Source organism: Halomonas sp. JS92-SW72 (assembly GCF_003547075.1).
GTDB lineage: Bacteria > Pseudomonadota > Gammaproteobacteria > Pseudomonadales > Halomonadaceae > Halomonas > Halomonas alkalicola.
Window position 1 is genome coordinate 2,440,262 of record NZ_CP032147.1, and the last position, 21,138, is coordinate 2,461,399.

Consider the following 21,138-nt stretch of genomic DNA (forward strand, 5'->3'; position numbering starts at 1 on the left):
AGAGAATTATCCACAGCTTTCGAGGACGAGATACGCCATGACCACATCCGCCGAGCTCTTCGAACGGGCCTGCCGCCACATCCCCGGCGGCGTCAATTCGCCGGTGCGCGCCTTCAAGGGCATGCAGCGTCCGCCGGTGTTCATGGAGCGCGCCCAGGGCGCCTACCTGTTCGACGTGGAGGGCAAGCGCTATGTCGACTACGTGGGCTCCTGGGGGCCGATGATCACCGGCCATGCCGACCCCGAGGTGCTGGGGGCGGTGCGGGAGCGCCTGGATCGCGGGCTCTCCTTCGGCACCCCGACGGCCATCGAGACCACCATGGCGGACCTGATCTGCGAGATGATCCCCTCCATCGAGATGGTGCGCATGGTCAACTCCGGCACCGAGGCCACCATGTCGGCGATCCGCCTGGCCCGTGGGGTCACCGGCCGCGACAAGATCGTCAAGTTCGAGGGCAACTACCACGGCCACTCCGATTCGCTGCTGGTCAAGGCGGGCTCCGGGGCCCTGACCCACGGCGAGCCGAGCTCCCCCGGCGTGCCGGCCTCCCTGGCCGAGCACACGGTGACGCTCGCCTACAACGACATCGACGCCGTGGAGCAGTGCTTCGAGGAGATCGGTGACCAGATCGCCTGCATCATCGTCGAGCCGGTGGCCGGCAACATGAACTGCATTCCCCCGCAGCCGGGCTTCCTGGAGTGCCTGCGCCGGGTCTGCGATGCCCACGACAGCGTGCTGATCTTCGACGAGGTGATGACCGGCTTCCGGGTGGCGCTGGGCGGCGCCCAGGCCCATTACGGCATTCGCCCGGACCTCACCTGCCTCGGCAAGATCGTCGGCGGCGGCATGCCGGTGGGGGCCTTCGGCGGCAGCGCGACGATCATGTCCAACATCTCGCCGCTCGGCCCCGTCTATCAGGCAGGCACCCTCTCCGGCAATCCGCTGGCGATGTCCGCCGGCATCGCCCTGCTCACCAAGCTGCGCGAGCCCGGCTTCCACGATGCCCTGGCCCAGCGGGTCGAGACCCTCTGCCATGGCCTGAAGGAGCGCGCCAGCGCCGCCGGCGTGGAGATGATCACCCAGCACGCGGGCGGCATGTTCGGCCTCTTCTTCACCGGCCAGAGTCGCGTCGACAACTTCGCCCAGGCCACCGCCTGCGATGCCGATGCCTTCCGGCGCTTCTTCACCGCCATGCTGGACGAAGGCGTCTACCTGGCCCCCTCGGCCTACGAGGCAGGCTTCATGTCCAGTGCCCATACGCCGGAGGATATCCAGCGCACCCTGGACGCCGCCGAGAAGGCCTTCGTGGCCATGCAGCAGGGCTGAAGCGACGTTTCACCAAACCGACGGCCACCCCCCATCAGGAGACTCGTGATGCCCCACTCCGCCGCTGTGCCCCACCGGGCCTGTGATGCCAACGAGAGCCTGGAATCGCTGGTGGATTCCCTGGTGGCCTACCATCGCCTGCCCGAGGCCGCCGCACCGCACGGCGACCCGGTCCTGCCACTGGTGCAGCTGGCGCAGGGGGAGCTGGCCGCCATTCGTGCGGGCCTGCTGGACGAGGAGGAGCGCCAGCGGCTCGATCAGCTGGGTGAATGGCTGGAGCAGGACCTGGTGCGCCTCGGGCCCCTGCTCGAGGCCCGCCGCGACCGCCTGGTGACCAGCTGGGCACTGGCCCATCCCGACAGCCGCCTGTGCCATGAGGGCCGCACCCTGCTGGCCAATGCCATCGGCCGGGATCCAGCGGCGCCGGGCGCCGACCTGCCGGCCGATCCCGCCAGCGACCTGGCGGCGCTGCTGGTGGGGCTGGAGGCGCGCGGCGAGTCCGCGCTGACGCGACTGGCGCTGGATCGCTACCTGCGCCTGTCGGGGGACTATCCCCAGGCGCGGCTGCTCTCGCTGTTCGGCACCTGCCATGCCTTGAGCGGTGCGCGTCGTGCCCTGCAGCGTCGCCCGGCGCCTGACCAGGACCCGGAGCATCCGGCGAGGCTGGCGGAGAGCATGGCCGAGTGCCGGCGCTACCTGGCCCTGGCGGAACGCATCGCCGAGTTCCGCTTCCCGCCGCTGGTGATCGCCGTTGGCGTCTCGGGCAGCGGCAAGAGCCGCTTCACCGCGGGTCTGGTCAGCCGTCTGGGGGCGATTCGGGTCTGCTCGGATGCCGAGCGGCGACGACTCCACGACCTGCCCCAGGAGCCGGCCTATCCACAGGCGTCGGCAGCCTCACCGGCTGTGGATATCTTCAGTGAGGCCGCCACCGAGCGTACCTATCGCCACCTGGCGAGCTGTGCCGGCACTCTGCTGGATGCCGGCATCCCGGCCTGCGTGGATGCCACCTGCCTGAAACGCTGGCAGCGGGACCTGCTGCGGCAGCAGGCCGAGGCTCGTGGCCTGCCCTGCCTGGTGGTCAGCTTCGAGGCGGACGGGGCCACGCTCAGGCGGCGTATCGAGAAGCGTGCCCGCCGCCAGGGGGGCGAGGTGGCCGACAGCCTGGCGCTGCTCGACCATCAGCTGGCGGAACGGGAGCCCTTCGGTGACGAGGAGCGACTGCACCTGGTCCATCTGGACACCACCGCGGATAACGCCGCCGAGACGCTGGTCGACCTCATCGAGGAGCACGTGAAGCTGGGCTGAGGCAGCCCTGGCGTTCAGCAGGGGCCTCGGGGATGCCCCGCGTCGCGTCGCGGGTAGTGCTGATCGGGGGGCGGCGGCACGCCCAGATTCTGGCGTGCCCAGTTGACGGCCTGGATGCGATTGTGGACGTCGATCTTGCGAAAGATGTTGTAGAGGTGCGACTTGACGGTGTGCTCGCTGACGAAGAGGCGGTCGGCGATCTCGCCGTTGGAGGCCCCGGAGCCCAGCAGCCCGATGATCTCCAGTTCGCGATGGGTCAATCCACACACCGGGCGGTAGGAGTTGAGCTGCTGGCGGCGCAGGAAGGAAATCATGCGGGTCATCAGGGAGCGTGACATCCACAGCTCTCCGGTCATCAGCGACTGCAGCCCCTTGCAGATCATCTCCAGGCTGTCACTGCGGTAGAAGACGCCCCGCAGGTGGAGGGCCGAAAGGGTCTGCACGGCGTGATCCTCGTCCAGGAGGTTGAAGGCCGCCAGCGAGATTCGCTCATCCTCCATGGCACGGGCGTGCCACTTCTGCATGAGCTCCTCGCCGACATGGTCGGCATCCAGCAGAATCAGGGTGGGCTGTATCTCCCTGGGCTTCCATTCGCTGCCTGGCGGCAGCACCGTGATCGTGCAGGCCAGCTGCTTGCGCAGGTAGTCGATGAAGAGTTGGCACTGGGGGCTGCTGGAGGTCACCAGCAGCAGGTTTTTATCCTGATCCATGTTCGCCCCCCTGAGGAAGCTCAGCCGGCAAGCTGGCTAGCGGCAGGTAAAGGAGTGACGGTGGGTGTTCAGCCCATAGTGTTGGTCATTCTGTTACATCCCGTTACTGTCAATTGGTTATATCTAGATGAGATTTTTATTCCATCCTGATGAATAACAAGGATTGAGGTTTCCGATCAATGGCTTGGTGAGGGTGTTTTCGCCGGCCTCAGGGTGAGCCCTTACCAAAATCACCCTGTTTTCATGAGCGAAGTCATACCTGCGGCGGTCTCAAGCCCGCCGCGCCGTGCGCCGGCCATTTGCTGTTGTCGTCTGGCGTCCTAGAATGGCAGGCCGTAAATCGCCAGGAATCTCACCATGACCTCGACCCCCCTGATCCTTGCCAGCGGCAACGCCGGAAAGCTGCGCGAGTTCCACCAGCTGCTGGCGCCGCTGGGCCTCGATGTCAGGCCCCAGGCGGAGTATGACGTCCCCGAGGTGGAGGAGACCGGCCTGACCTTCGTCGAGAACGCCCTGCTCAAGGCGCGGGAGGCGAGCCGGGTCAGTGGCCTGCCGGCGTTGGCCGATGACTCGGGACTGGAGGTCGATGCGCTGAACGGGGCGCCCGGGATCTACTCGGCGCGCTTCGCCGGTGAGCCGAAGAGCGATGAGCGCAACAATGCCCGGCTGCTGGAGCGGCTGGCGGAGGTGCCCGAGGGGCAGCGAACCGGACGCTACTGGTGCGTGCTGGTCTACCTGCGCCACGCCGAGGATCCGGTGCCGCTGATCGTTCAGCGCAGCTGGGAGGGCGAGATCCTGGCCCATCCCCGCGGCGAGGGTGGCTTCGGCTACGACCCGCTGTTCTGGCTGCCCGAGCAGGGCATGAGCGTGGCCGAGCTGTCGTCGGCGGAAAAGAATCGCCTGAGCCATCGCGGGCGCGCCCTTCAGGCGCTGGTCGAGGCGCTGGGCCAAGGCCCAGGGGCACGATGATCGCCCTGCCGCCCCTTGCGCTCTATGTGCATGTTCCCTGGTGCGTGCGCAAGTGCCCCTACTGCGACTTCAACTCCCATGGCGTCGGCCGCGAGCAGGCGCTGCCGGAGCGGGAGTATCTGGAGGCCCTGCTGGCCGACCTCGATGCCGACCTGCCGCTGGCCGCCGGTCGGGAGCTGGTCAGCCTCTTCATCGGCGGGGGCACTCCGAGCCTGATGTCGGCCTCCTTCTATCGTCAGCTGCTGGAGGGCGTCGCCGCGCGCCTGCCCACGGCCCGGGACATCGAGATCACCCTGGAGGCCAACCCGGGCACCCTGGAGCGCGGGCGCTTCGCGGGCTATCGCGAGGCGGGCATCAACCGGCTCTCGCTGGGGGTGCAGAGCTTCCAGGATGCCCAGCTGCAGGCGCTGGGTCGCATCCACTCGGGCCGGGACGCCGAGGCCGCGGTGCTCGAGGCCCGCGAGGCGGGCTTCGACAACCTCAACCTCGACCTGATGCACGGACTCCCGGGCCAGACCCCCGAGCTGGCGCTGGACGACCTGGAGCGGGCCCTGGCGCTCGCCCCCGAGCACCTCTCCTGGTACCAGCTCACCCTCGAGCCCAATACCGAGTTCCACTCCCGGCCGCCGCGGCTGCCCGAGGAGGAGGTGCTCTGGGATATCCAGGACCTGGGCCACGAGCGGCTGGAGCGGGCCGGCCTTCTGCGCTACGAGATCTCGGCCTACGCGCACCCGCAGCGGCGCTCGCGACACAACCTCAACTACTGGCGCTTCGGCGACTACCTGGGAATCGGCGCCGGCGCCCATGGCAAGCTGAGCGCCGTCGATGGCGACGCCGGCCTGGCCATCGAGCGGCGCTGGAAGGCCCGCCAGCCGGAGGCCTACCTGCGCCGCGCCCGCGACCCCCGGGGGTTCATCGCCGGCCACAGCCCCATTGCCGACGAGGAGCTGCCGCTGGAGTTCGCCATGAATGCGCTGCGTCTGGTCGAAGGGGTCTCCCTGGCGCGCTGGCGAGCTGCCACGGGCCGCCCGTCCGCCGTGCTCGAGGCGCGCCTCGAGCACGCCCGTAAAAAAGGACTTCTCGTGGAAGATGCCGATCGACTGCAGGCATCGCCTCAGGGTCTATTATTCTTGAATGAATTGCTGGCGCTGATCGGCATGGAATGACCGATCCACCGGCCTCATCGCAGCCCGTGATACCGTTGAACTGCCCGGCAGGGATGCCTACCGGGTCTACTGATGATTGCATGGAGATCTGACCTCATGATCAAGCCCACTCGCTTCTTTGTCCCGCTTGCCGCCGCTGCCCTGCTGGTGGGCTGCGCCACGACCGACCCCTATTCCGGCCAGACCCAGCGCAGCCAGACCGGCACGGGTGCCGCCATCGGGGCCGCCGTGGGGGCCGCCGCGGGCGCGCTGAGCGGTGACGGCAGCACCAGCCGCCGTGATCGCGCGCTGATCGGTGCCGCCGTGGGCGCCGCCGCCGGTGCCGGCATCGGCGCCTACATGGATCGTCAGGAGGAGGAGCTGCGTCAGAGCACCCGCGGTACCGGCATCGAGGTCGATCGTCGCGGCGACGATATCGTGCTCAACATGCCGAGCAGCGTGACCTTCGGCTTCGACTCCAGCGAACTGACCATGAGCGCTCGCAACGCCCTCAACGATGTGGCGTCGATCCTGACCCAGTACACCGATACCCGGGTCAACATCGCCGGTCACACCGACAGCACCGGCAACGCCGACTACAACCAGCGTCTCTCCGAGCGTCGCGCCGAATCCGTCGGCAACTACCTGGCCCAGGCGGGCGTCTCGCGCAATCGCCTCTACATGACCGGCTATGGTCCGTCCCAGCCCGTGGCCAGCAACGCCACCGAGGAGGGGCGCGCCCAGAACCGTCGCGTCGAGATTACCCTGTCGCCCATCGAGAGCCAGTTCCAGTAAGGCCAGGCGAGCCCGCCGAGTGCCACAGTGGGGCCTGCCGCCTGAAGCGGCAGGCCCCTTTTCCTTGTCCCGTCCTTGCCGAGTCGCCAAACCCCATCCATGCTTTCCTATCAGCACGCCTACCACGCCGGCAACTTCGCCGACGTCCACAAGCACCTGACCCTGCATGCGGTCATCGATCATCTTTTACGTAAAAACTCTTCGATTACGTACATCGATACCCATGCCGGTCGAGGCCTCTATCCCCTCGATGCCGCCGAGACCTCCCGGCTGCAGGAGTACCGGGACGGGGTCATCCCGCTCTGGAAGGCCCGCCAGGCGCTGGCCAGCGAACCGCTGCTGGGAGATTGGCTGGCGGCCCTGGCGAGTGCCCAGTCAGACCCTTCGCGGCTGACCCACTACCCCGGTTCCCCCTGGTGGATGGGCCATCGGCTGAGGGCCCAGGATCAGCAGTGGCTCTTCGAGCTGCACCCCGGTGAGCACGAGCACCTGAGCCAGCAGCCCTTCCCGGCGGCCGCCCAGCGGATCCATGGCGATGGCCTCAAGGGCCTGCTTCAGCGGCTGCCGGTCAAGACGCCGAGGCTCTGCGTGCTGATCGACCCCAGCTACGAGCGCAAGGAGGAGTATCTCGAGGTAGCGGAGACGCTGCTGACGGCCATGCGCAAGGCGCGCCATGCGGTGATGCTGGTGTGGTATCCGCTGCTGCCGGCGGGCCGCCATCGCGAGCTGCTGGAAGCACTCCGCGACGGGGGGCTGCGCAAGGTCTGGTACGGCGAATTCACCCGGCAGGCCCCCAGCGAGGGGGAGCGCGGCATGTATGGCAGCGGCATGCTGGTGGTCAACCCGCCCTGGGGCCTCGATGAGCGCCTGGTCGCGGCGATGGCGCCCGTGGTGGCCCACCTGGGCGCGCCGGGGAGCTATCGCAGCGGCTGGTGGGTGGAGGAGTAGCGGAAGGAGGGCACGGCTATTTCCCGATGCAGAAGCTGCCGAGGGTCTCGCCGAGGAGCCTTCGGGTGGGCCGCGCTTCAGCGTCATCTGCTAGGTGCTGTTCCGTGCTATTTCCCGATGCAGAAGCTGCCGAAGATCTCGCCGAGAAGATCGTCGGCGCTGAACTCCCCGGTGATCTCGCCCAGCGCCTGCTGGGCGTCGCGCAGGTCCTCGGCCAGCAGTTCGCCGGCACCGAAGCCGGCCAGCTGAGCCTCGCCGTTCTCCAGGGCCTGGCGCGCCCTGTCCAGGGCATCCAGGTGGCGCCGGCGTGCCGAGAAGCGCCCCTCGGTGGTACCGCTGTAGCCCATCACCTCCTTGAGATGGGCCTTCAGGTTATCCACACCCGCACCGGTCCGGGCGGAGAGTCGGATCACCGGGGTGGCTGTGGATAACTCGATGCCGGGCGCGTCCCGGGTAGTGTCGATCTTGTTGCGCACCAGCGTCAGCCGCCTCGGGTCCGGCAGCCTGGCCACGAACTCGGGCCAGATCGCCATGGGGTCGAGGGAGTCGGTAGTGGTGGCATCCACCAGCAGCAGCACCCGGTCGGCCTTCTCGATCTCCGCCCAGGCCCGTGCCACGCCGATCTGTTCCACGGCGTCCGGGGTGTCGCGCAGGCCGGCGGTATCGATGATGTGCAGCGGCATGCCATCGATGTGGATGTGCTCGCGGAGCACGTCCCGGGTGGTGCCGGCGATATCGGTGACGATGGCGGTCTCCTGCTCGGTGAGGGCGTTGAGCAGGCTCGACTTGCCGGCGTTGGGCCGGCCGGCGATCACCACGTTCATGCCCTCGCGCATCAGCGCCCCCTGGCCGGCGGCGGCGCGCACCGCCGAAAGCTCCGCCATCACCCCGTCGAGCCGCTCCGCCACCTTGCCATCGGCCAGGAAATCGATCTCCTCCTCGGGGAAATCGATGGCCGCCTCCACGTAGATGCGCAGCTCGATGAGCCGCTGCACCAGCGCCTCGACCCGGTGCGAGAAGTCCCCCTGCAGGGAGCGCAGGGCATTCTCGGCGGCGGCCCGGGAGCTGGCGTCGATCAGGTCGGCGATCGCCTCGGCCTGGGCCAGGTCGAGCTTGTCATTGAGGAAGGCGCGCTCGGAGAACTCCCCGGGGCGGGCCAGCCGCGCGCCGAGCGCCACGCAGCGCTCGAGCAGCAGGTCCATGATCACCGGGCCACCGTGGCCCTGGAGCTCCAGCACGTCCTCGCCGGTGAAGGAGTGGGGGCCGGCGAAGTAGAGGGCGATACCCTCATCGATCACCGCCGATTCGCCCCGGAAGGGCCCGTAGTGGACGCGGCGCGGGGCAGGGCAGTGGCCCACCACCGCCTCGGCGATCGCGGCGCACAGCGGCCCCGAGACGCGGATGATGCCCACGCCCCCCCGGCCGGGGGGCGTGGCGAGGGCGGCGATGGTGTCCTGATCGTGGAGGATGGCCATGGGAATCTCCTCGTGGTGGCGGGGCCATTGTCCGTTTCGGGCCCCGTAAACGCCAGACCCCCGCACGGGGCGGGGGTCCGGGGAGGTGCGGCAGGGACTCTCCGCTACCGGGTCGTCGTGCCGACGCTACTTGGTCTTCATGCCCTTGCCGACGGTGGGATCGTTCTCGATCTTGCGCGTGATGGCGTACTGCTGGGCGATGGAGATGATGTTGTTCACCACCCAGTAGATCACCAGACCGGCCGGGAACCACAGGAAGAAGAAGGTGAAGACGATGGGCAGCATGCGCATGATCTTCGCCTGCATCGGGTCCGGAGGCGTCGGGTTGAGCAGCTGCTGCACGAACATGGAGGCGCCCATCAGGATCGGCAGGATGAAGAAGGGATCCTTCACCGAGAGATCCTGGATCCAGAACATGAAGGGCGCGTGGCGCAGCTCCACGGACTCCAGCAGCATCCAGTAGAGGGCGATGAAGACCGGCATCTGCACCAGGATCGGCAGGCAGCCGCCCAGAGGATTGATCTTCTCCTTCTGGTAGAACTTCATCATCTCCTGGGACATCTTCTGGCGGTCGTCGCCGTACTGCTCCTTCAGGCGCTGCATCTCCGGCCCCAGCTTGCGCATGCGGGCCATGGACTTGTAGGCCTTGGCGGAGAGCGGCCACAGGGCCAGCTTGACCACGATGGTCAGCAGCACGATGGACCAGCCCCAGTTGCCGATCAGGCTGTGGATCTGGTCGAGCAGCCAGAACAGCGGGTTGGCGATGAACCACAGCCAGCCGAAGTCCACGGTGAGTCGCAGGTTGGGGGCCACGGCCTCCAGATAGTCCTGCACCTTGGGACCCATGTAGAGGGTCGCGCCCAGGCGCGCCTCGCCCTCGGCGGCGACGCTGGTCACCGGCCCGGCGAAGGCGGCGACGTTGCGGTTCTGCGAGTCCGTGGTGGCATAGAAGAGGTTCTGCTGGTTCTGGGGCGGCGCCCAGGCCGAGACGAAGTAGTGCTGGATGATCGCCACCCAGCCCCCCTGGGAGTCACGGTTCTCGAAGCGACCACGTTGAATGTCGTCGAAGTCGACCTTCTCGTAGCGGCTATCCTGGGTGGAGTAGGCCGCCCCCAGATAGGAGCTCATGCCCAGGGCCACGCCGCTGGAGGGGTCCGGGCTGTTGTCGCGGGCCAGCTGGCCGATGAAGCGCGCGGTGACCGGCGCCTCGGTGTTGTTGGCCAGGTAGTAGTTGACGTCCACCGCATAGCTGCCGCGCTCGAAGGTGAAGCGCTTGATGACGTCGACACCGTTGACCTCGGCGCGGAGGTCGACTTCCAGGCGGTCCTCACCCTCGCTCAGGCGGTACTCGGTCTGCTCCGGCGTGAAGGCGATGCGGCCGGCCTGGCCGTCGAGCTGCAGGCCGGAGCGGGCCACGTAGCTGCGGCTCTCGCTGTCGGAGAGCAGCACGTAGGGACGATCCGAATTCAGCGTCAGCTTGTGCTGTGGCAGGGCGGCGTAGACGACATCACCGCCCTGGGGGTCGATGCGCAGGTCCAGCACATCGGTCACCACGGCGATCAGGTCGCGGCTGCTGGTGGGCGAGCTCACCTCGCCGGGCATGGCCTGACTGACGTCGCCCGTTGCGCTGGGCGTGGCGGGCACGGCCAGGCCATCCGGGTCGGCCGGCTGGGCCTCGCCGTTGGCCGGGCTGCTGGTGAAGGAGGGGGCCTCGGGCTCAGGGGAGACCTGGCCATAGTCCTGATTCCACTGCACGACGATCAGGTAGGCGAGCACCGCCAGGGGGATCAGCAAGAGGAGTCGTTTTACGTCCATGAGGTTTCTGCCCGATGGGTGGTGAACTTGCCGCGGGCGAGATGGAAAACATCTGCCCGAGATAGACAAAAGCCTGCCAGAGGCAGGCTGGATGCCGAACACGGACTCTCGGCGGGGATACCGGCAGGGTCGGGGAACACCATGGAAAGGGGCCTCGACATGGTGACGACTCCTGGTTGGCCGGTCATCCGCCCTGACTGGCGTTCGCGCTGGGTGTCCCGGTACCTGGCTGGTCGTCGACGGCGGCCTTGCTTGCCTCGCGCTCCAGACGTCGCCACATCCCGTGCAGCTGGAGATGCAGGACCTCGTTATCGAGCTCCTTCACGCCTCGCCTGGCCATCAGCACGATGTCCACGGCGGGCAGACGCTGCTGCTGAAGGCGTATGGATTCGCGGGCGAGTCGCTTGAGGCGGTTGCGGTCGACGGCACGGCGAAGGTTCTTCTTGCTGACGATCAGGCCAAGGCGTGGATGCCCAAGGTCATTGGGGATCGCCAGGGCCATGAGCCCCTTGCCATGAACCTTGTAGACCGCGTTGTCGAAGACCTGCCGATACTCCCCGGCCGTCAGCAGACGCAGACGGCGGGGGAAGTCCTGACGGGACACCTGGGGTCCGTGATCAGGCGCTCAGGCGCTTGCGGCCCTTGGCACGACGGCGGGCCAGGACGGCACGGCCGTTCTTGGTGGCCATACGGGCACGGAAACCGTGCACGCGCTTACGCTTCAGAACGCTGGGCTGAAAGGTGCGTTTCATAACTCGTTATTCCCACGTGGTTTTCAGGAAGAATCGACAATTTCGAGGCGTCCGGTTTCCACAGAGGACCCCGGGGGTATTCGGCTCAAGACCGGAAATTGTAGTGATATCGCGGCCCGGGTGCAATTTTTCCGTACGCGATCGCCAGTGCGATGATGGCCCAGGCACCTCGCCAGGTCAGCCGGGGGAGCTGCCATCGACCATCATGACTACTATTACTATTTTCTATCCCTTTTAAAGAACCTGTTATTAATAGTGGGGACAATATCTGTGGATAAGCTGGCTTTCCCGAACGTAAACAATCCTCTGCCGCAGGATATAGGCTGTGGACAGGTGGTGGGATGGCGCGGGATGCCCTGTGCAGAAGCGGTGGATGCAATCGCCAGTCGTCCACAGCGAAAGGTTGTCCCCAGCGTTCGGCGGGACCCATCCCCGGGGTCCAGGGAAAGTTTTCCACAGCCGCGGCGCGGCGCCCGCGGGGTGTGGATAACCATCCTCGGGGGCGATACAATATGCGACCGTTTTCCAACCGATGGTGAGGCCGCGTGCCGCTAGCTCTCTGGCAACAGTGTCTGGACACCCTTCAGGACGAGCTGAACTCCCAGCAGTTCAACACCTGGATTCGCCCGCTGCAGGCGGAAGAGGGGGAGTCGGGTGAGCTGTGTCTGCTGGCCCCCAACCGCTTCGTGCGTGACTGGGTCAGCGACAAGTATGCCAAGCGCATCGGTGAGCTGATGCGCGAGCTCTCCCCGGCCAAGCCTCCCAAGGTGGTGCTGACGGTAGGCAGTCGGGGCACCGCGCCCCAGCCCCAGCCACGTGAACTGGGCAACCCGGTATCGGCCGCGCCACGACGCCCCGCGGCACCCGCCGTGCATACCCCACCGCGTGGCGAGGTGGCCGATGAGCGCGAGCTCGACGCCCAGCGCGAGGAGGGCGCGGGCCGCCGGGCGGCCGGGGAGCGCCAGGTGCAGGTCGAGGGCAGCCTCAAGCACAGCAGTGGCCTGAACCCCAACTTCACCTTCGAGACCTTCGTGGAGGGCAAGTCCAACCAGCTGGCCCGGGCCGCCTCGCGGCAGGTCTCGGAGAACCCGGGAGGGGCCTACAATCCGCTGTTCCTCTACGGCGGGGTCGGCCTCGGCAAGACCCACCTGATGCACGCCGTTGGCAATGCCCTGGCCGGGCGGCGGGAGAATGCCCGGGTGGTCTACCTGCACTCCGAGCGTTTCGTGGCCGACATGGTCAAGGCGTTGCAGCTCAACGCCATCAACGACTTCAAGCGCTTCTATCGCAGCGTGGACGCGCTGCTGATCGATGACATCCAGTTCTTCGCCGGCAAGGAGCGCTCCCAGGAGGAGTTCTTCCACACCTTCAATGCCCTGCTCGAAGGCGGCCAGCAGATGATCCTCACCTCCGATCGCTATCCCAAGGAGATCAGCGGGGTGGAGGAGCGCCTGAAGTCGCGCTTCGGCTGGGGGCTGACGGTGGCCATCGAGCCGCCGGAGCTGGAGACCCGCGTCGCGATCCTGATGAAGAAGGCCGACCAGGCCAAGGTCGACTTGCCTCATGATGCGGCCTTCTTCATCGCCCAGAAGATCCGCTCCAACGTGCGTGAGCTGGAAGGGGCCCTGAAGAAGGTGATTGCCGACTCCCACTTCATGGGCAAGCCGATCACCCAGGACTTCATCCGCGAGTCGCTCAAGGACCTGCTGGCGCTGCAGGACAAGCAGGTGGGCGTGGACAACATCCAGCGCACCGTGGCGGAGTACTACAAGATCAAGCTTGCCGACCTGCTCTCCAAGCGTCGCTCGCGCTCGGTGGCGCGCCCTCGCCAGGTGGCCATGGCCCTGGCCAAGGAGCTGACCAACCACAGCCTGCCCGAGATCGGCGATGCCTTCGGTGGCCGCGACCACACCACGGTGCTGCACGCCTGCCGCAAGGTGAAGTCGCTGCAGGAGGAGAGCGCCGATATCCGGGAAGACTACAAGAACCTGCTGCGTCTGCTGACCAGCTGACGACACCTCCGGCATGGGGCGCCGGAGCGACACCGCGCAGCGATCGCCGCTACTCCTTGCCCTCATCTCCCAGCGCCCCCCCGAGCCCCGGCTGTGGTTAAATGATGGCCTAGCCGTTCGGCCCGGGCCGCACGGGCCGCAATCCTTCAGGACTAGACGTGGAGCCGACATGAAATTTTCCATCTCCCGCGAAGCGCTGCTGCGACCGCTGACGCTGGTGGCCGGTGTGGTGGAGCGACGCCAGACTCTCCCGGTGCTCTCCAACGTGCTGATCCAGGTCGATCAGGACCAGGTAGCGCTCACCGGCACCGACCTCGAAGTGGAGCTGATCGGGCGCACCGTGGCCAGCCAGGTGGACGAGCCGGGGGCCGCCACCGTTCCGGCGCGCAAGCTGATGGATATCTGCAAGTCGCTGCCCGACCAGGCCGAGATCCAGCTCTCCCTGGAGGAGGGCAGGGCGGTGCTGCGCAGCGGCCGCTCGCGCTTCACGCTCTCGACCCTGCCGGTGGCGGAGTTCCCCAACATCGAGGACAGCCAGGGCAGCATCGAGCTCGCCCTGCCGCGGGGCGTTCTGAAGCAGCTGATCGACGCCACCTCCTTCGCCATGGCCCAGCAGGACGTGCGCTACTACCTGAACGGGATGCTGCTGGAGATGCGCTCCGGTCTGGTGCGTGCGGTAGCCACCGATGGCCACCGCCTGGCGGTCTGCTCGCGTCCCGTCGAGATCCAGGTGGAGCCGGCCCAGAAGCTGATCGTGCCGCGCAAGGGCATCCTGGAGCTGGTTCGCCTGCTGGACGACGGCGAGGAGCCGGTCAGCCTGACCCTCGGGGCCAGCCACATCCGCGCTCACACGGGGGATTTCACCTTCACCTCCAAGCTGGTGGACGGCAAGTTCCCCGACTACGAGCGGGTGGTCCCCCGCGGCGGCGACAAGGTGTTCATCGCCGAGCGCGCCGAGCTGCGCCAGGTGCTCTCGCGTACCGCCATCCTCTCCAACGAGAAGTACCGCGGCGTGCGCCTGCACCTGGCCGAAGGCAACCTCAAGGTGATGGCCAACAACCCCGAGCAGGAAGAGGCCGAGGAAAACATCGCCATCGAGTACAGCGGCCCTGGCCTCGAGATTGGTTTCAACGTCGGCTACCTGATCGATGTCCTCAACGCCCTAGACGAGGACCGCGTGCAGATGACCCTGGCCGACCCCAACAGCAGCGCGCTGATGGAGGAGCCGGGTGGCGGCGATGCCCTCTATGTCGTCATGCCCATGCGTCTCTAGTGACTGGCGGCGGCACCCGGGGTGCCGCCCTGCCTGGATCTCTCCATGCCACTAGATCGCCTCGCCTTTCAGGGTCTTCGCAACCTTCAAGCCATTGATTTTCAACCGGGTTCTCGAATCAACTTGGTCACGGGAGACAATGGCAGCGGCAAGACCAGTCTGCTCGAGGGTATCCATGTGCTCGGCATGGGGCGCTCCTTCCGGACCCGCCAGATGCGCCATGTGATCGGCCATGATGCCGAGGGCCTGGTCCTGCATGGTCGCCTGGCGGGTGACCCCCCGATTCCCTTCGGCGTGCGCCGCCGCCGCGACGAGAGCGAGCTCGAGATCCGTCTCTCCGGTGAGCGCGTCAGCCGCCTCTCTCGCCTGGTCGAGACGCTCCCCCTTCAGCTGATCAATCCCGATGCCTTCCGTCTCCTGGAGGGGCCTCCCGCGGGACGACGGGAGTTCCTCGACTGGGGAGTGTTTCACGTGAAACATGACTTCCTGGAGGCGTGGCAGCGGGCCCGTCGGGCGCTGAAACATCGGAATGCCCTACTCAGGCATGGTAGAATGGACGGTGCTTCCCTGTCGGCCTGGGAGCACGAGTTCGTCCACTGGAGCGAGCGCATCGATGCCATGCGCAGCGCCTGGGTCGACGCCTTCCTCCCGGTCTTCGAGGAGACCCTGGCCGGCCTGATGCCGTTGCCGGGCCTGCAGCTGCGCTACACGCGCGGCTGGGACAGGCGCCGTGAGCTCGGTGAGATACTGAGCCAGGGCAGGGAGGTCGACAGGCAGATGGGCTTTACCCAGCAGGGTCCGCAGCGGGCGGACCTGGCGGTCAGGCTGCATCGGCGCCCCGCCGTGGAGGTGCTCTCCCGGGGCCAGCAGAAGCTGGTGGTGAGTGCCCTCAAGCTGGCGCAGGGGCGGCTGCTGGAGGCCGCCACGGGGCGACACTGCCTCTACCTGATCGACGATCTCCCGGCAGAGCTGGACAGCGCCCACCGACGGGTGTTCTGCCACTGGCTGGAAAGCATGCACTGCCAGGCGTTCATCACCAGCGTCGATCACGACGCCCTGGCAGATCTGTGGCAGCCCGCCACCCCCGTCGCGATGTTTCACGTGAAACGTTCGCCATCGGGAGAGGGGCAGCTGGCGCCACTGGAACGACAGACTTCATGATGGAGCAGTCAATGAGCGAACAGGCCTACGACTCATCGAGCATCAAGGTACTCAAGGGGCTGGATGCCGTACGCAAGCGTCCCGGCATGTACATCGGTGACACCGATGACGGCACGGGCCTGCACCATATGGTGTTCGAGCTGGTGGATAACTCCATTGACGAGGCGCTGGCCGGCTACTGCAGCGAGATCCGCGTGGTCATTCACCCCGACGAGTCGATCACGGTCAGCGACAACGGCCGCGGGGTGCCCACCGACATTCATGAGGAAGAGGGGGTCTCCGCCGCGGAAGTGATCATGACGGTGCTTCACGCCGGCGGCAAGTTCGACGACAACTCCTACAAGGTCTCCGGCGGCCTCCACGGCGTGGGGGTGTCGGTGGTCAACGCCCTCTCCGAGGAGCTCAAGCTGACCATCTGGCGCGCCGGCGAGGTGTTCGAGCAGATCTATCACCACGGGGTGCCCCAGGCGCCGCTGAGCGTAGTGGGCAAGACCGAGAAGACCGGGACCCGCGTGCACTTCCGCCCCTCACCGCAAACCTTCGCCAACATCGAATTCCATTACGATATCCTGGCCAAGCGTCTTCGGGAGCTCTCCTTCCTGAACTCCGGCGTGGCCATTCGTCTGGTCGATGAGCGCAGCGGCAAGGAGGAGCTGTTCCATTATGAGGGTGGCCTCAAGGCCTTCGTCGACCATCTCAACACCAACAAGACGGTGCTTAATCCGGTCTTCCACTTCAACGCCGAGCGCGAGGATGGGGTGGGCGTGGAAGTGGCGATGCAGTGGTCCGACTCCTTCAACGAGAACATCTTCTGCTACACCAACAACATTCCCCAGCGGGATGGCGGGACGCACCTGGCGGGCTTCCGTGCCGCCCTGACCCGGACGCTCAATTCGTATATCGAAGCCGAGGGCCTGCTCAAGAAGTCCAAGATCAACACCTCCGGCGATGACGCTCGTGAGGGCCTGACGGCGATCATCTCGGTGAAGGTGCCGGACCCCAAGTTCTCGTCCCAGACCAAGGACAAGCTGGTCTCCTCCGAGGTGAAGACCGCGGTCGAGCAGGAGATGGGGCGACTGTTCTCCGACTACCTGATCGAGAAGCCCAACGAGGCCAAGTCGATCGTCAACAAGATGCTCGATGCCGCCCGCGCCCGAGAGGCGGCGCGCAAGGCCCGCGACATGACGCGTCGCAAGGGTGCGCTGGATATCGCCGGCCTGCCCGGCAAGCTGGCCGACTGTCAGGAGAAGGACCCGAGCCTTTCCGAGCTCTTCCTGGTCGAGGGTGACTCGGCCGGTGGCAGTGCCAAGCAGGGCAGGGACCGTCGCACCCAGGCGATCCTGCCGCTCAAGGGCAAGATCCTCAACGTGGAGAAGGCACGCTTCGACAAGATGCTCTCTTCCGCCGAGGTGGGCACCCTGATCACCGCCCTGGGCTGTGGCATCGGCCGCGAGGAGTTCAATCCGGACAAGCTGCGCTATCACTCGATCATCATCATGACCGATGCCGACGTGGACGGCTCCCATATCCGGACCCTGCTGCTGACCTTCTTCTTCCGCCAGATGTCACAGCTGATCGAGCGCGGCCACGTCTTCATCGCCCAGCCGCCCCTCTACAAGGTCAAGCGCGGCAAGCAGGAGCTCTACCTCAAGGATGAGCAGGCGATGACCGACTACCTGACGGCCACCGCCATGGACGGTGCCCGGCTCTATGTCAACGCCGACGCACCGGGGATCAGCGGTTCCCAGCTGGAAGGGCTCGTCAACCAGTATCGTGAAGTGATGCGCCGCATCGATCGCCTGTCGCGGGTCTATCCCATCGAGGTGCTCAAGCGGATCGTGCATGCGGCGCGCCTGGACGGTGAGGCCAGCCTGCGGGACCGTGTGACCATGCAGAACTGGATCGACCACCTGCAGGGCGAGATGGATGCAGTGGTGGCCTATGAGGGTGGCCCGCGCTACACCTTCCGGCTCGAGGAGGACACCGAGCGGAGCCTCTACCTGCCGGCGGTGACGCTTACCGCTCATGGCGTGACCACCGACTATGTGTGGGGCATCGACTTCTTCACCAGCGCCGACTACCGCGGCATGGCCGAGCTGGGCGAGACGCTCGACGGCCTGCTGGAGGAGGGCGCCCATGTGGCCCGCGGCGAGCGTCAGAAGCGCGTCTCGACCTTCTATGAGGCGCTGGAGTGGCTGATGGCCGAAGCGCAGCGCGGGCTGTCCATCCAGCGCTACAAGGGGCTGGGGGAGATGAACCCGGATCAGCTGTGGGAGACCACCATGAACCCCGAGACTCGCCGCATGCTGCGGGTCACCATCGAGGATGCCGTGGGGGCGGACATGATGTTCAACACCCTCATGGGCGACGAGGTGGAGCCGCGCCGCGACTTCATCGAGCGCAATGCGCTGGTGGCCAATCTCGACGTGTGACGCGCATCGATCAGGTGGCGCCATGTTTCACGTGAAACATGGCTGCGCGCCAGGCGTCGGGATAAAGCAGAAAGACAAAAAAGGCCCGCCTCGAGATCGAGGCGGGCCTTCTGCTATTACGGCAGTGAGTAACGCTGCTGGGGGTGAGGGGTGTCGCAGCAGCGAGGAGGTATTACCGGTGCTGGGGGACGGGCCCGTTCGCATCGGGTGCATCGGCCAGCAGCCAGTCGACAAAAGCGGCCAGATCGTCGAAGACGCGGGTGTCGCTGCCCTCTGCCCCCAGTTCCGGGTGGCTGGCCAGGGTGCGTTCCCCCTTGCCGGTGCGAACCAGCACCGGCCGGCAACCCATGGGTTCGCCGGCCTGGAGGTCGCGCAGACTGTCACCCACCATCCAGCTGCCGGCGAGGGTCTGCATGCCGAGCTCGACACGGATCTGCTCCAGGAGGCCGGGTAGCGGCTTGCGGCAGTCGCACTCATCGCCCGGGCCGTGGGGGCACCAGGCGATATGGTCGATGCCGCCACCGGCCTCCTTCACCAGCCGACCGAGCTCTTCGTGCATCTCGGCCAGGGTGGCCTCGTCATAGTAGCCACGGGCGATGCCGGACTGGTTGGTGGCCACTGCCACCGTCCAGCCGGCCCGGCTCAGCCGGGCAATCGCCTGGATGGCGCTGGGGTAGGGGATCCACTCGGCCAGGGATTTCACATAGGCATCGGAGTCGCGGTTGATGACACCGTCGCGGTCGAGGATCACCAGGCGGTCGGGGGAGGGCATTCGGTCGGGCTCCTGCGGTCAGCGAGAGGGGGAGTGTTTCACGTGGAACACGCCCTGCCAAGCGGCCCGGCCATAGATGACGAATACGGCGTGGTTGTTTCACGTGAAACACGCACCCGTTCGCCGGGCATGAAAAAGGCCGGCAGCGCAGGCTGCCGGCCTTCGTTCCCTCTGCCCGGGTTACTGCTGAAGCTGGGCGATATCCGCCACTTCCAGGAAGAGCGCACGCAGGCTGGCCAGCAGCGCCAGGCGGTTGGCGCGGATGGCCGGGTCGTCGGCCATCACCATGACCTGGTCGAAGAAGGCATCCACCGGCTCCCGCAGGCCGGCCAGGGCGTCCAGCGCCTCGGCGTAGCGGCCCTCGGCGAACAGCGGCATCACGCGTTCGCGCCGGGTGCTGACCGCCTCGTGAAGGGCCAGCTCGGCCGCCTCCTGGAGCACGCCGGCGTCGACCTGGCTGCCCACCTCATCGGCCTGCTTGGCCAGGATGTTGGAGACCCGCTTGTTGGCCGCGGCCAGAGCGGCGGCCTCTTCGCGGCCGGCAAAGGCCTGGACCGCACGCAGCCGCCGGGCGAAATCCAGCGGGCGGGTGACCGGGCGGGCACGCACGGCCAGGTAGGCCTCTGCGGAGATGCCCTCGTCCTGGCCCCAGGCGCGGAAGCGGTCGAGCATGTAGCCGAGCACCTCGTCCACCAGCTTCTCGGCATAGGGCAGCTCCTGATGCTGGGCGGCGGCCAGCTCGAGCAGCTCGCGCAGGTCCAGGTTCAGCTCACCCTTGACCAGGATGTTGAGCACGCCGATGGCCGCGCGGCGCAGGGCGAAGGGGTCCTTGGTGCCGGTGGGACGCTGGCCGATGCCGAAGATACCGGTCAGGGTGTCCAGGCGGTCGGCCAGGGCCAGGGCCAGCCCGGTGCGGCTGTGGGGGATGACGTCGGCGGCGAAGCGCGGCAGGTACTGCTCCTCCAGTGCCTGGGCGACGTCGGCGGCCTCGCCGTCATGCTCGGCGTAGTAGCGGCCCATGATGCCCTGCAGTTCGGGGAACTCGAGCACCATCTCGGTGACCAGGTCGCACTTGGCGAGCTCCGCGGCGCGGCGAGCGTGGCCCACATCGCCGCCGATCTGGCCGGCAATGAAGGCGGCCACGGCGGCGCTGCGGTGGGCCTTGTCGGCCAGGGTGCCGAGCTGCTGCTGGAACACCACGCCGGCGAGCTCGTCGATGCGCGAGGAGAGCGGACGCTTGCGGTCCGTATCGTAGAAGAAGGCGGCGTCGGCCAGGCGCGGGCGGATCACCTTCTCGTTGCCCTCGATCACCTGCTGCGGGTCGCTGCTCTCGATGTTCGAGATGGTGATGAAGAGCGGCTTGAGCCTGCCCGCCTCATCGAGCAGGTGGAAGTACTTCTGGTTGGCCTTCATGGAGGAGATCAGCGACTCCGCCGGCACCTCCAGGAAGCGCTCGTCGAAGCTGCCGGTCAGGGCCACCGGCCACTCCACCAGGCCGCTGACCTCGACCAGCAGCGCCTCGTCGATGACCGCGGTGGCCTCCTGGACCTCCGCCTCGGCCAGCACCTGCTCGCGGATGCGCTCCCGACGGCGGTCGCGGTCGGCCAGCACCCAGGCCTGCTCCAGCGCCTCGAGGTAGTCATCGGCATGGGCCAGCTCGATGGCGGCGGGCGCGTGGAAGCGGTGGCCGTAGGTGGTGCGGCCCGCCGCGAGGCCCAGGACCTCGGCCTCGACCACCTCGCTGCCGTAGAGCATCACCAGCCAGTGCACCGGACGGGAGAACTCCACCCGCGAGGCGCCCCAGCGCATGTTCTTGGGCACCGGCAGGGCGGCGACGGCCTTCTGCAGGATGACGGGCAGCAGGGCTGCGGTGGGCTCCCCCTGCTGCTGCTCGCGATAGCCCAGCCAGGTGCCCTTGTCGGACTCCAGGTGGATCAGGTCGTCGACCGTGACGCCACAGGAACGCGCGAAGCCTTCGGCGGCCCGGGTGGGCTGGCCGTCCTTGAAGGCGGCGGCCAGCGCCGGGCCGCGCTTCTCCACCTCGCGATCGGGCTGGCTATCGGCCAGCGCCTCGATGCGCACCGCCAGGCGGCGGGGGGTGGCGTAGGCGCGCACCTCGCCGTGGCCGACGTCGGCGTCGGCGAGTCCGCGACGCAGGCCGTCGGCCAGGGCGTCGGAGAGGGCGTCGATGGCGTTCGGCGGAAGTTCCTCGACGCCCAGTTCAACCAGCAGGGTGTTGGCAGCCAT

17 protein-coding genes are annotated in these 21,138 nt (G+C 67.1%); 10 read left to right on the top strand and 7 right to left on the bottom strand.

Annotated features, from left to right (window positions below; all coding sequences use genetic code 11):
• Positions 1-37: 37 nt before the first annotated feature.
• Positions 38-1,327: a glutamate-1-semialdehyde 2,1-aminomutase gene (gene hemL / locus D1793_RS11440; RefSeq protein WP_119022290.1), complete on the top strand. Its 1,290-nt coding sequence runs from the start codon at positions 38-40 to the stop codon at positions 1,325-1,327.
• A gap of 48 nt (positions 1,328-1,375) precedes the next feature.
• On the top strand, positions 1,376-2,632 hold the full coding sequence (locus D1793_RS11445) for a bifunctional aminoglycoside phosphotransferase/ATP-binding protein (RefSeq protein ID WP_119022291.1): 1,257 nt from the start codon (positions 1,376-1,378) through the stop codon (positions 2,630-2,632).
• 14 nt (positions 2,633-2,646) lie between these two features.
• Here D1793_RS11445 and D1793_RS11450 read toward each other — a convergent pair whose 3' ends face one another.
• A complete protein-coding gene (locus tag D1793_RS11450) occupies positions 2,647-3,342 on the bottom strand; it encodes a LuxR C-terminal-related transcriptional regulator (protein ID WP_119022292.1) in 696 nt (231 codons plus the stop codon).
• Between the two features lie 357 nt (positions 3,343-3,699).
• On the opposite strand from D1793_RS11450, the gene rdgB reads away from it, so the two are divergent.
• The 4 genes from rdgB (at position 3,700) to rlmJ (ending at position 7,199) form a co-directional block, all read left to right on the top strand.
• A complete protein-coding gene (gene rdgB / locus D1793_RS11455; RefSeq protein ID WP_119022293.1) occupies positions 3,700-4,311 on the top strand; it encodes an RdgB/HAM1 family non-canonical purine NTP pyrophosphatase in 612 nt (203 codons plus the stop codon).
• A complete protein-coding gene (gene hemW / locus D1793_RS11460; RefSeq protein WP_119022294.1) occupies positions 4,308-5,477 on the top strand; it encodes a radical SAM family heme chaperone HemW in 1,170 nt (389 codons plus the stop codon). Before rdgB ends, hemW begins: the two co-directional genes overlap by 4 nt.
• Positions 5,478-5,573: 96 nt before the next feature.
• Positions 5,574-6,251: an OmpA family protein gene (locus D1793_RS11465; protein WP_119022295.1), complete on the top strand. Its 678-nt coding sequence runs from the start codon at positions 5,574-5,576 to the stop codon at positions 6,249-6,251.
• A gap of 99 nt (positions 6,252-6,350) precedes the next feature.
• Positions 6,351-7,199, top strand: a complete 849-nt coding sequence (gene rlmJ / locus D1793_RS11470; RefSeq protein WP_119022296.1) for a 23S rRNA (adenine(2030)-N(6))-methyltransferase RlmJ — start codon at positions 6,351-6,353, stop codon at positions 7,197-7,199.
• A 107-nt stretch (positions 7,200-7,306) separates the two neighbouring features.
• Here rlmJ and mnmE read toward each other — a convergent pair whose 3' ends face one another.
• From mnmE to rpmH, 4 genes are all read right to left on the bottom strand, one after another.
• Complete coding sequence (gene mnmE, locus D1793_RS11475) at positions 7,307-8,674, bottom strand: tRNA uridine-5-carboxymethylaminomethyl(34) synthesis GTPase MnmE (RefSeq protein ID WP_119022297.1); 1,368 nt, start codon at positions 8,672-8,674, stop codon at positions 7,307-7,309.
• A gap of 126 nt (positions 8,675-8,800) precedes the next feature.
• On the bottom strand, positions 8,801-10,489 hold the full coding sequence (gene yidC, locus D1793_RS11480) for a membrane protein insertase YidC (RefSeq protein ID WP_119022298.1): 1,689 nt from the start codon (positions 10,487-10,489) through the stop codon (positions 8,801-8,803).
• Positions 10,490-10,673: 184 nt separating this feature from the next.
• Positions 10,674-11,093: a ribonuclease P protein component gene (gene rnpA / locus D1793_RS11485; RefSeq protein ID WP_119022299.1), complete on the bottom strand. Its 420-nt coding sequence runs from the start codon at positions 11,091-11,093 to the stop codon at positions 10,674-10,676.
• 13 nt (positions 11,094-11,106) lie between these two features.
• Positions 11,107-11,241 carry a 50S ribosomal protein L34 gene (gene rpmH / locus D1793_RS11490; RefSeq protein WP_010626003.1) on the bottom strand — a complete coding sequence of 45 codons (135 nt, stop codon included), beginning with the start codon at positions 11,239-11,241 and terminating at the stop codon, positions 11,107-11,109.
• Positions 11,242-11,786: 545 nt separating this feature from the next.
• Between rpmH and dnaA the strand changes: the two genes are divergently transcribed.
• The 4 genes from dnaA (at position 11,787) to gyrB (ending at position 18,119) form a co-directional block, all read left to right on the top strand.
• The gene (gene dnaA, locus D1793_RS11495) at positions 11,787-13,253 is read left to right on the top strand and encodes a chromosomal replication initiator protein DnaA (protein WP_119022300.1); all 1,467 of its coding nucleotides are present in this window, start codon (positions 11,787-11,789) and stop codon (positions 13,251-13,253) included.
• Positions 13,254-13,422: 169 nt separating this feature from the next.
• The gene (dnaN, locus tag D1793_RS11500) at positions 13,423-14,526 is read left to right on the top strand and encodes a DNA polymerase III subunit beta (protein ID WP_119022301.1); all 1,104 of its coding nucleotides are present in this window, start codon (positions 13,423-13,425) and stop codon (positions 14,524-14,526) included.
• 45 nt (positions 14,527-14,571) lie between these two features.
• Complete coding sequence (gene recF, locus D1793_RS11505) at positions 14,572-15,687, top strand: DNA replication/repair protein RecF (RefSeq protein ID WP_119022302.1); 1,116 nt, start codon at positions 14,572-14,574, stop codon at positions 15,685-15,687.
• Positions 15,688-15,698: 11 nt separating this feature from the next.
• A complete protein-coding gene (gene gyrB / locus D1793_RS11510; protein WP_119022303.1) occupies positions 15,699-18,119 on the top strand; it encodes a DNA topoisomerase (ATP-hydrolyzing) subunit B in 2,421 nt (806 codons plus the stop codon).
• 172 nt (positions 18,120-18,291) lie between these two features.
• Here gyrB and gmhB read toward each other — a convergent pair whose 3' ends face one another.
• The gene (gene gmhB, locus D1793_RS11515; RefSeq protein ID WP_119022304.1) at positions 18,292-18,891 is read right to left on the bottom strand and encodes a D-glycero-beta-D-manno-heptose 1,7-bisphosphate 7-phosphatase; all 600 of its coding nucleotides are present in this window, start codon (positions 18,889-18,891) and stop codon (positions 18,292-18,294) included.
• 180 nt (positions 18,892-19,071) lie between these two features.
• Positions 19,072-21,138 carry a glycine--tRNA ligase subunit beta gene (glyS, locus tag D1793_RS11520; RefSeq protein WP_119022305.1) on the bottom strand — a complete coding sequence of 689 codons (2,067 nt, stop codon included), beginning with the start codon at positions 21,136-21,138 and terminating at the stop codon, positions 19,072-19,074.

Coding starts and splice junctions, on each gene's coding strand:
- D1793_RS11450 (WP_119022292.1), bottom strand. CDS start 3,342: ATGGATCAGGATAAAAACCTGCTGCTGGTGACCTCCAGCAGCCCCCAG.
- gmhB (WP_119022304.1), bottom strand. CDS start 18,891: ATGCCCTCCCCCGACCGCCTGGTGATCCTCGACCGCGACGGTGTCATC.
- hemL (WP_119022290.1), top strand. CDS start 38: ATGACCACATCCGCCGAGCTCTTCGAACGGGCCTGCCGCCACATCCCC.
- mnmE (WP_119022297.1), bottom strand. CDS start 8,674: ATGGCCATCCTCCACGATCAGGACACCATCGCCGCCCTCGCCACGCCC.
- dnaN (WP_119022301.1), top strand. CDS start 13,423: ATGAAATTTTCCATCTCCCGCGAAGCGCTGCTGCGACCGCTGACGCTG.
- rdgB (WP_119022293.1), top strand. CDS start 3,700: ATGACCTCGACCCCCCTGATCCTTGCCAGCGGCAACGCCGGAAAGCTG.
- hemW (WP_119022294.1), top strand. CDS start 4,308: ATGATCGCCCTGCCGCCCCTTGCGCTCTATGTGCATGTTCCCTGGTGC.
- gyrB (WP_119022303.1), top strand. CDS start 15,699: ATGAGCGAACAGGCCTACGACTCATCGAGCATCAAGGTACTCAAGGGG.
- D1793_RS11465 (WP_119022295.1), top strand. CDS start 5,574: ATGATCAAGCCCACTCGCTTCTTTGTCCCGCTTGCCGCCGCTGCCCTG.
- D1793_RS11445 (WP_119022291.1), top strand. CDS start 1,376: ATGCCCCACTCCGCCGCTGTGCCCCACCGGGCCTGTGATGCCAACGAG.
- rpmH (WP_010626003.1), bottom strand. CDS start 11,241: ATGAAACGCACCTTTCAGCCCAGCGTTCTGAAGCGTAAGCGCGTGCAC.
- yidC (WP_119022298.1), bottom strand. CDS start 10,489: ATGGACGTAAAACGACTCCTCTTGCTGATCCCCCTGGCGGTGCTCGCC.
- glyS (WP_119022305.1), bottom strand. CDS start 21,138: ATGGCTGCCAACACCCTGCTGGTTGAACTGGGCGTCGAGGAACTTCCG.
- recF (WP_119022302.1), top strand. CDS start 14,572: ATGCCACTAGATCGCCTCGCCTTTCAGGGTCTTCGCAACCTTCAAGCC.
- rlmJ (WP_119022296.1), top strand. CDS start 6,351: ATGCTTTCCTATCAGCACGCCTACCACGCCGGCAACTTCGCCGACGTC.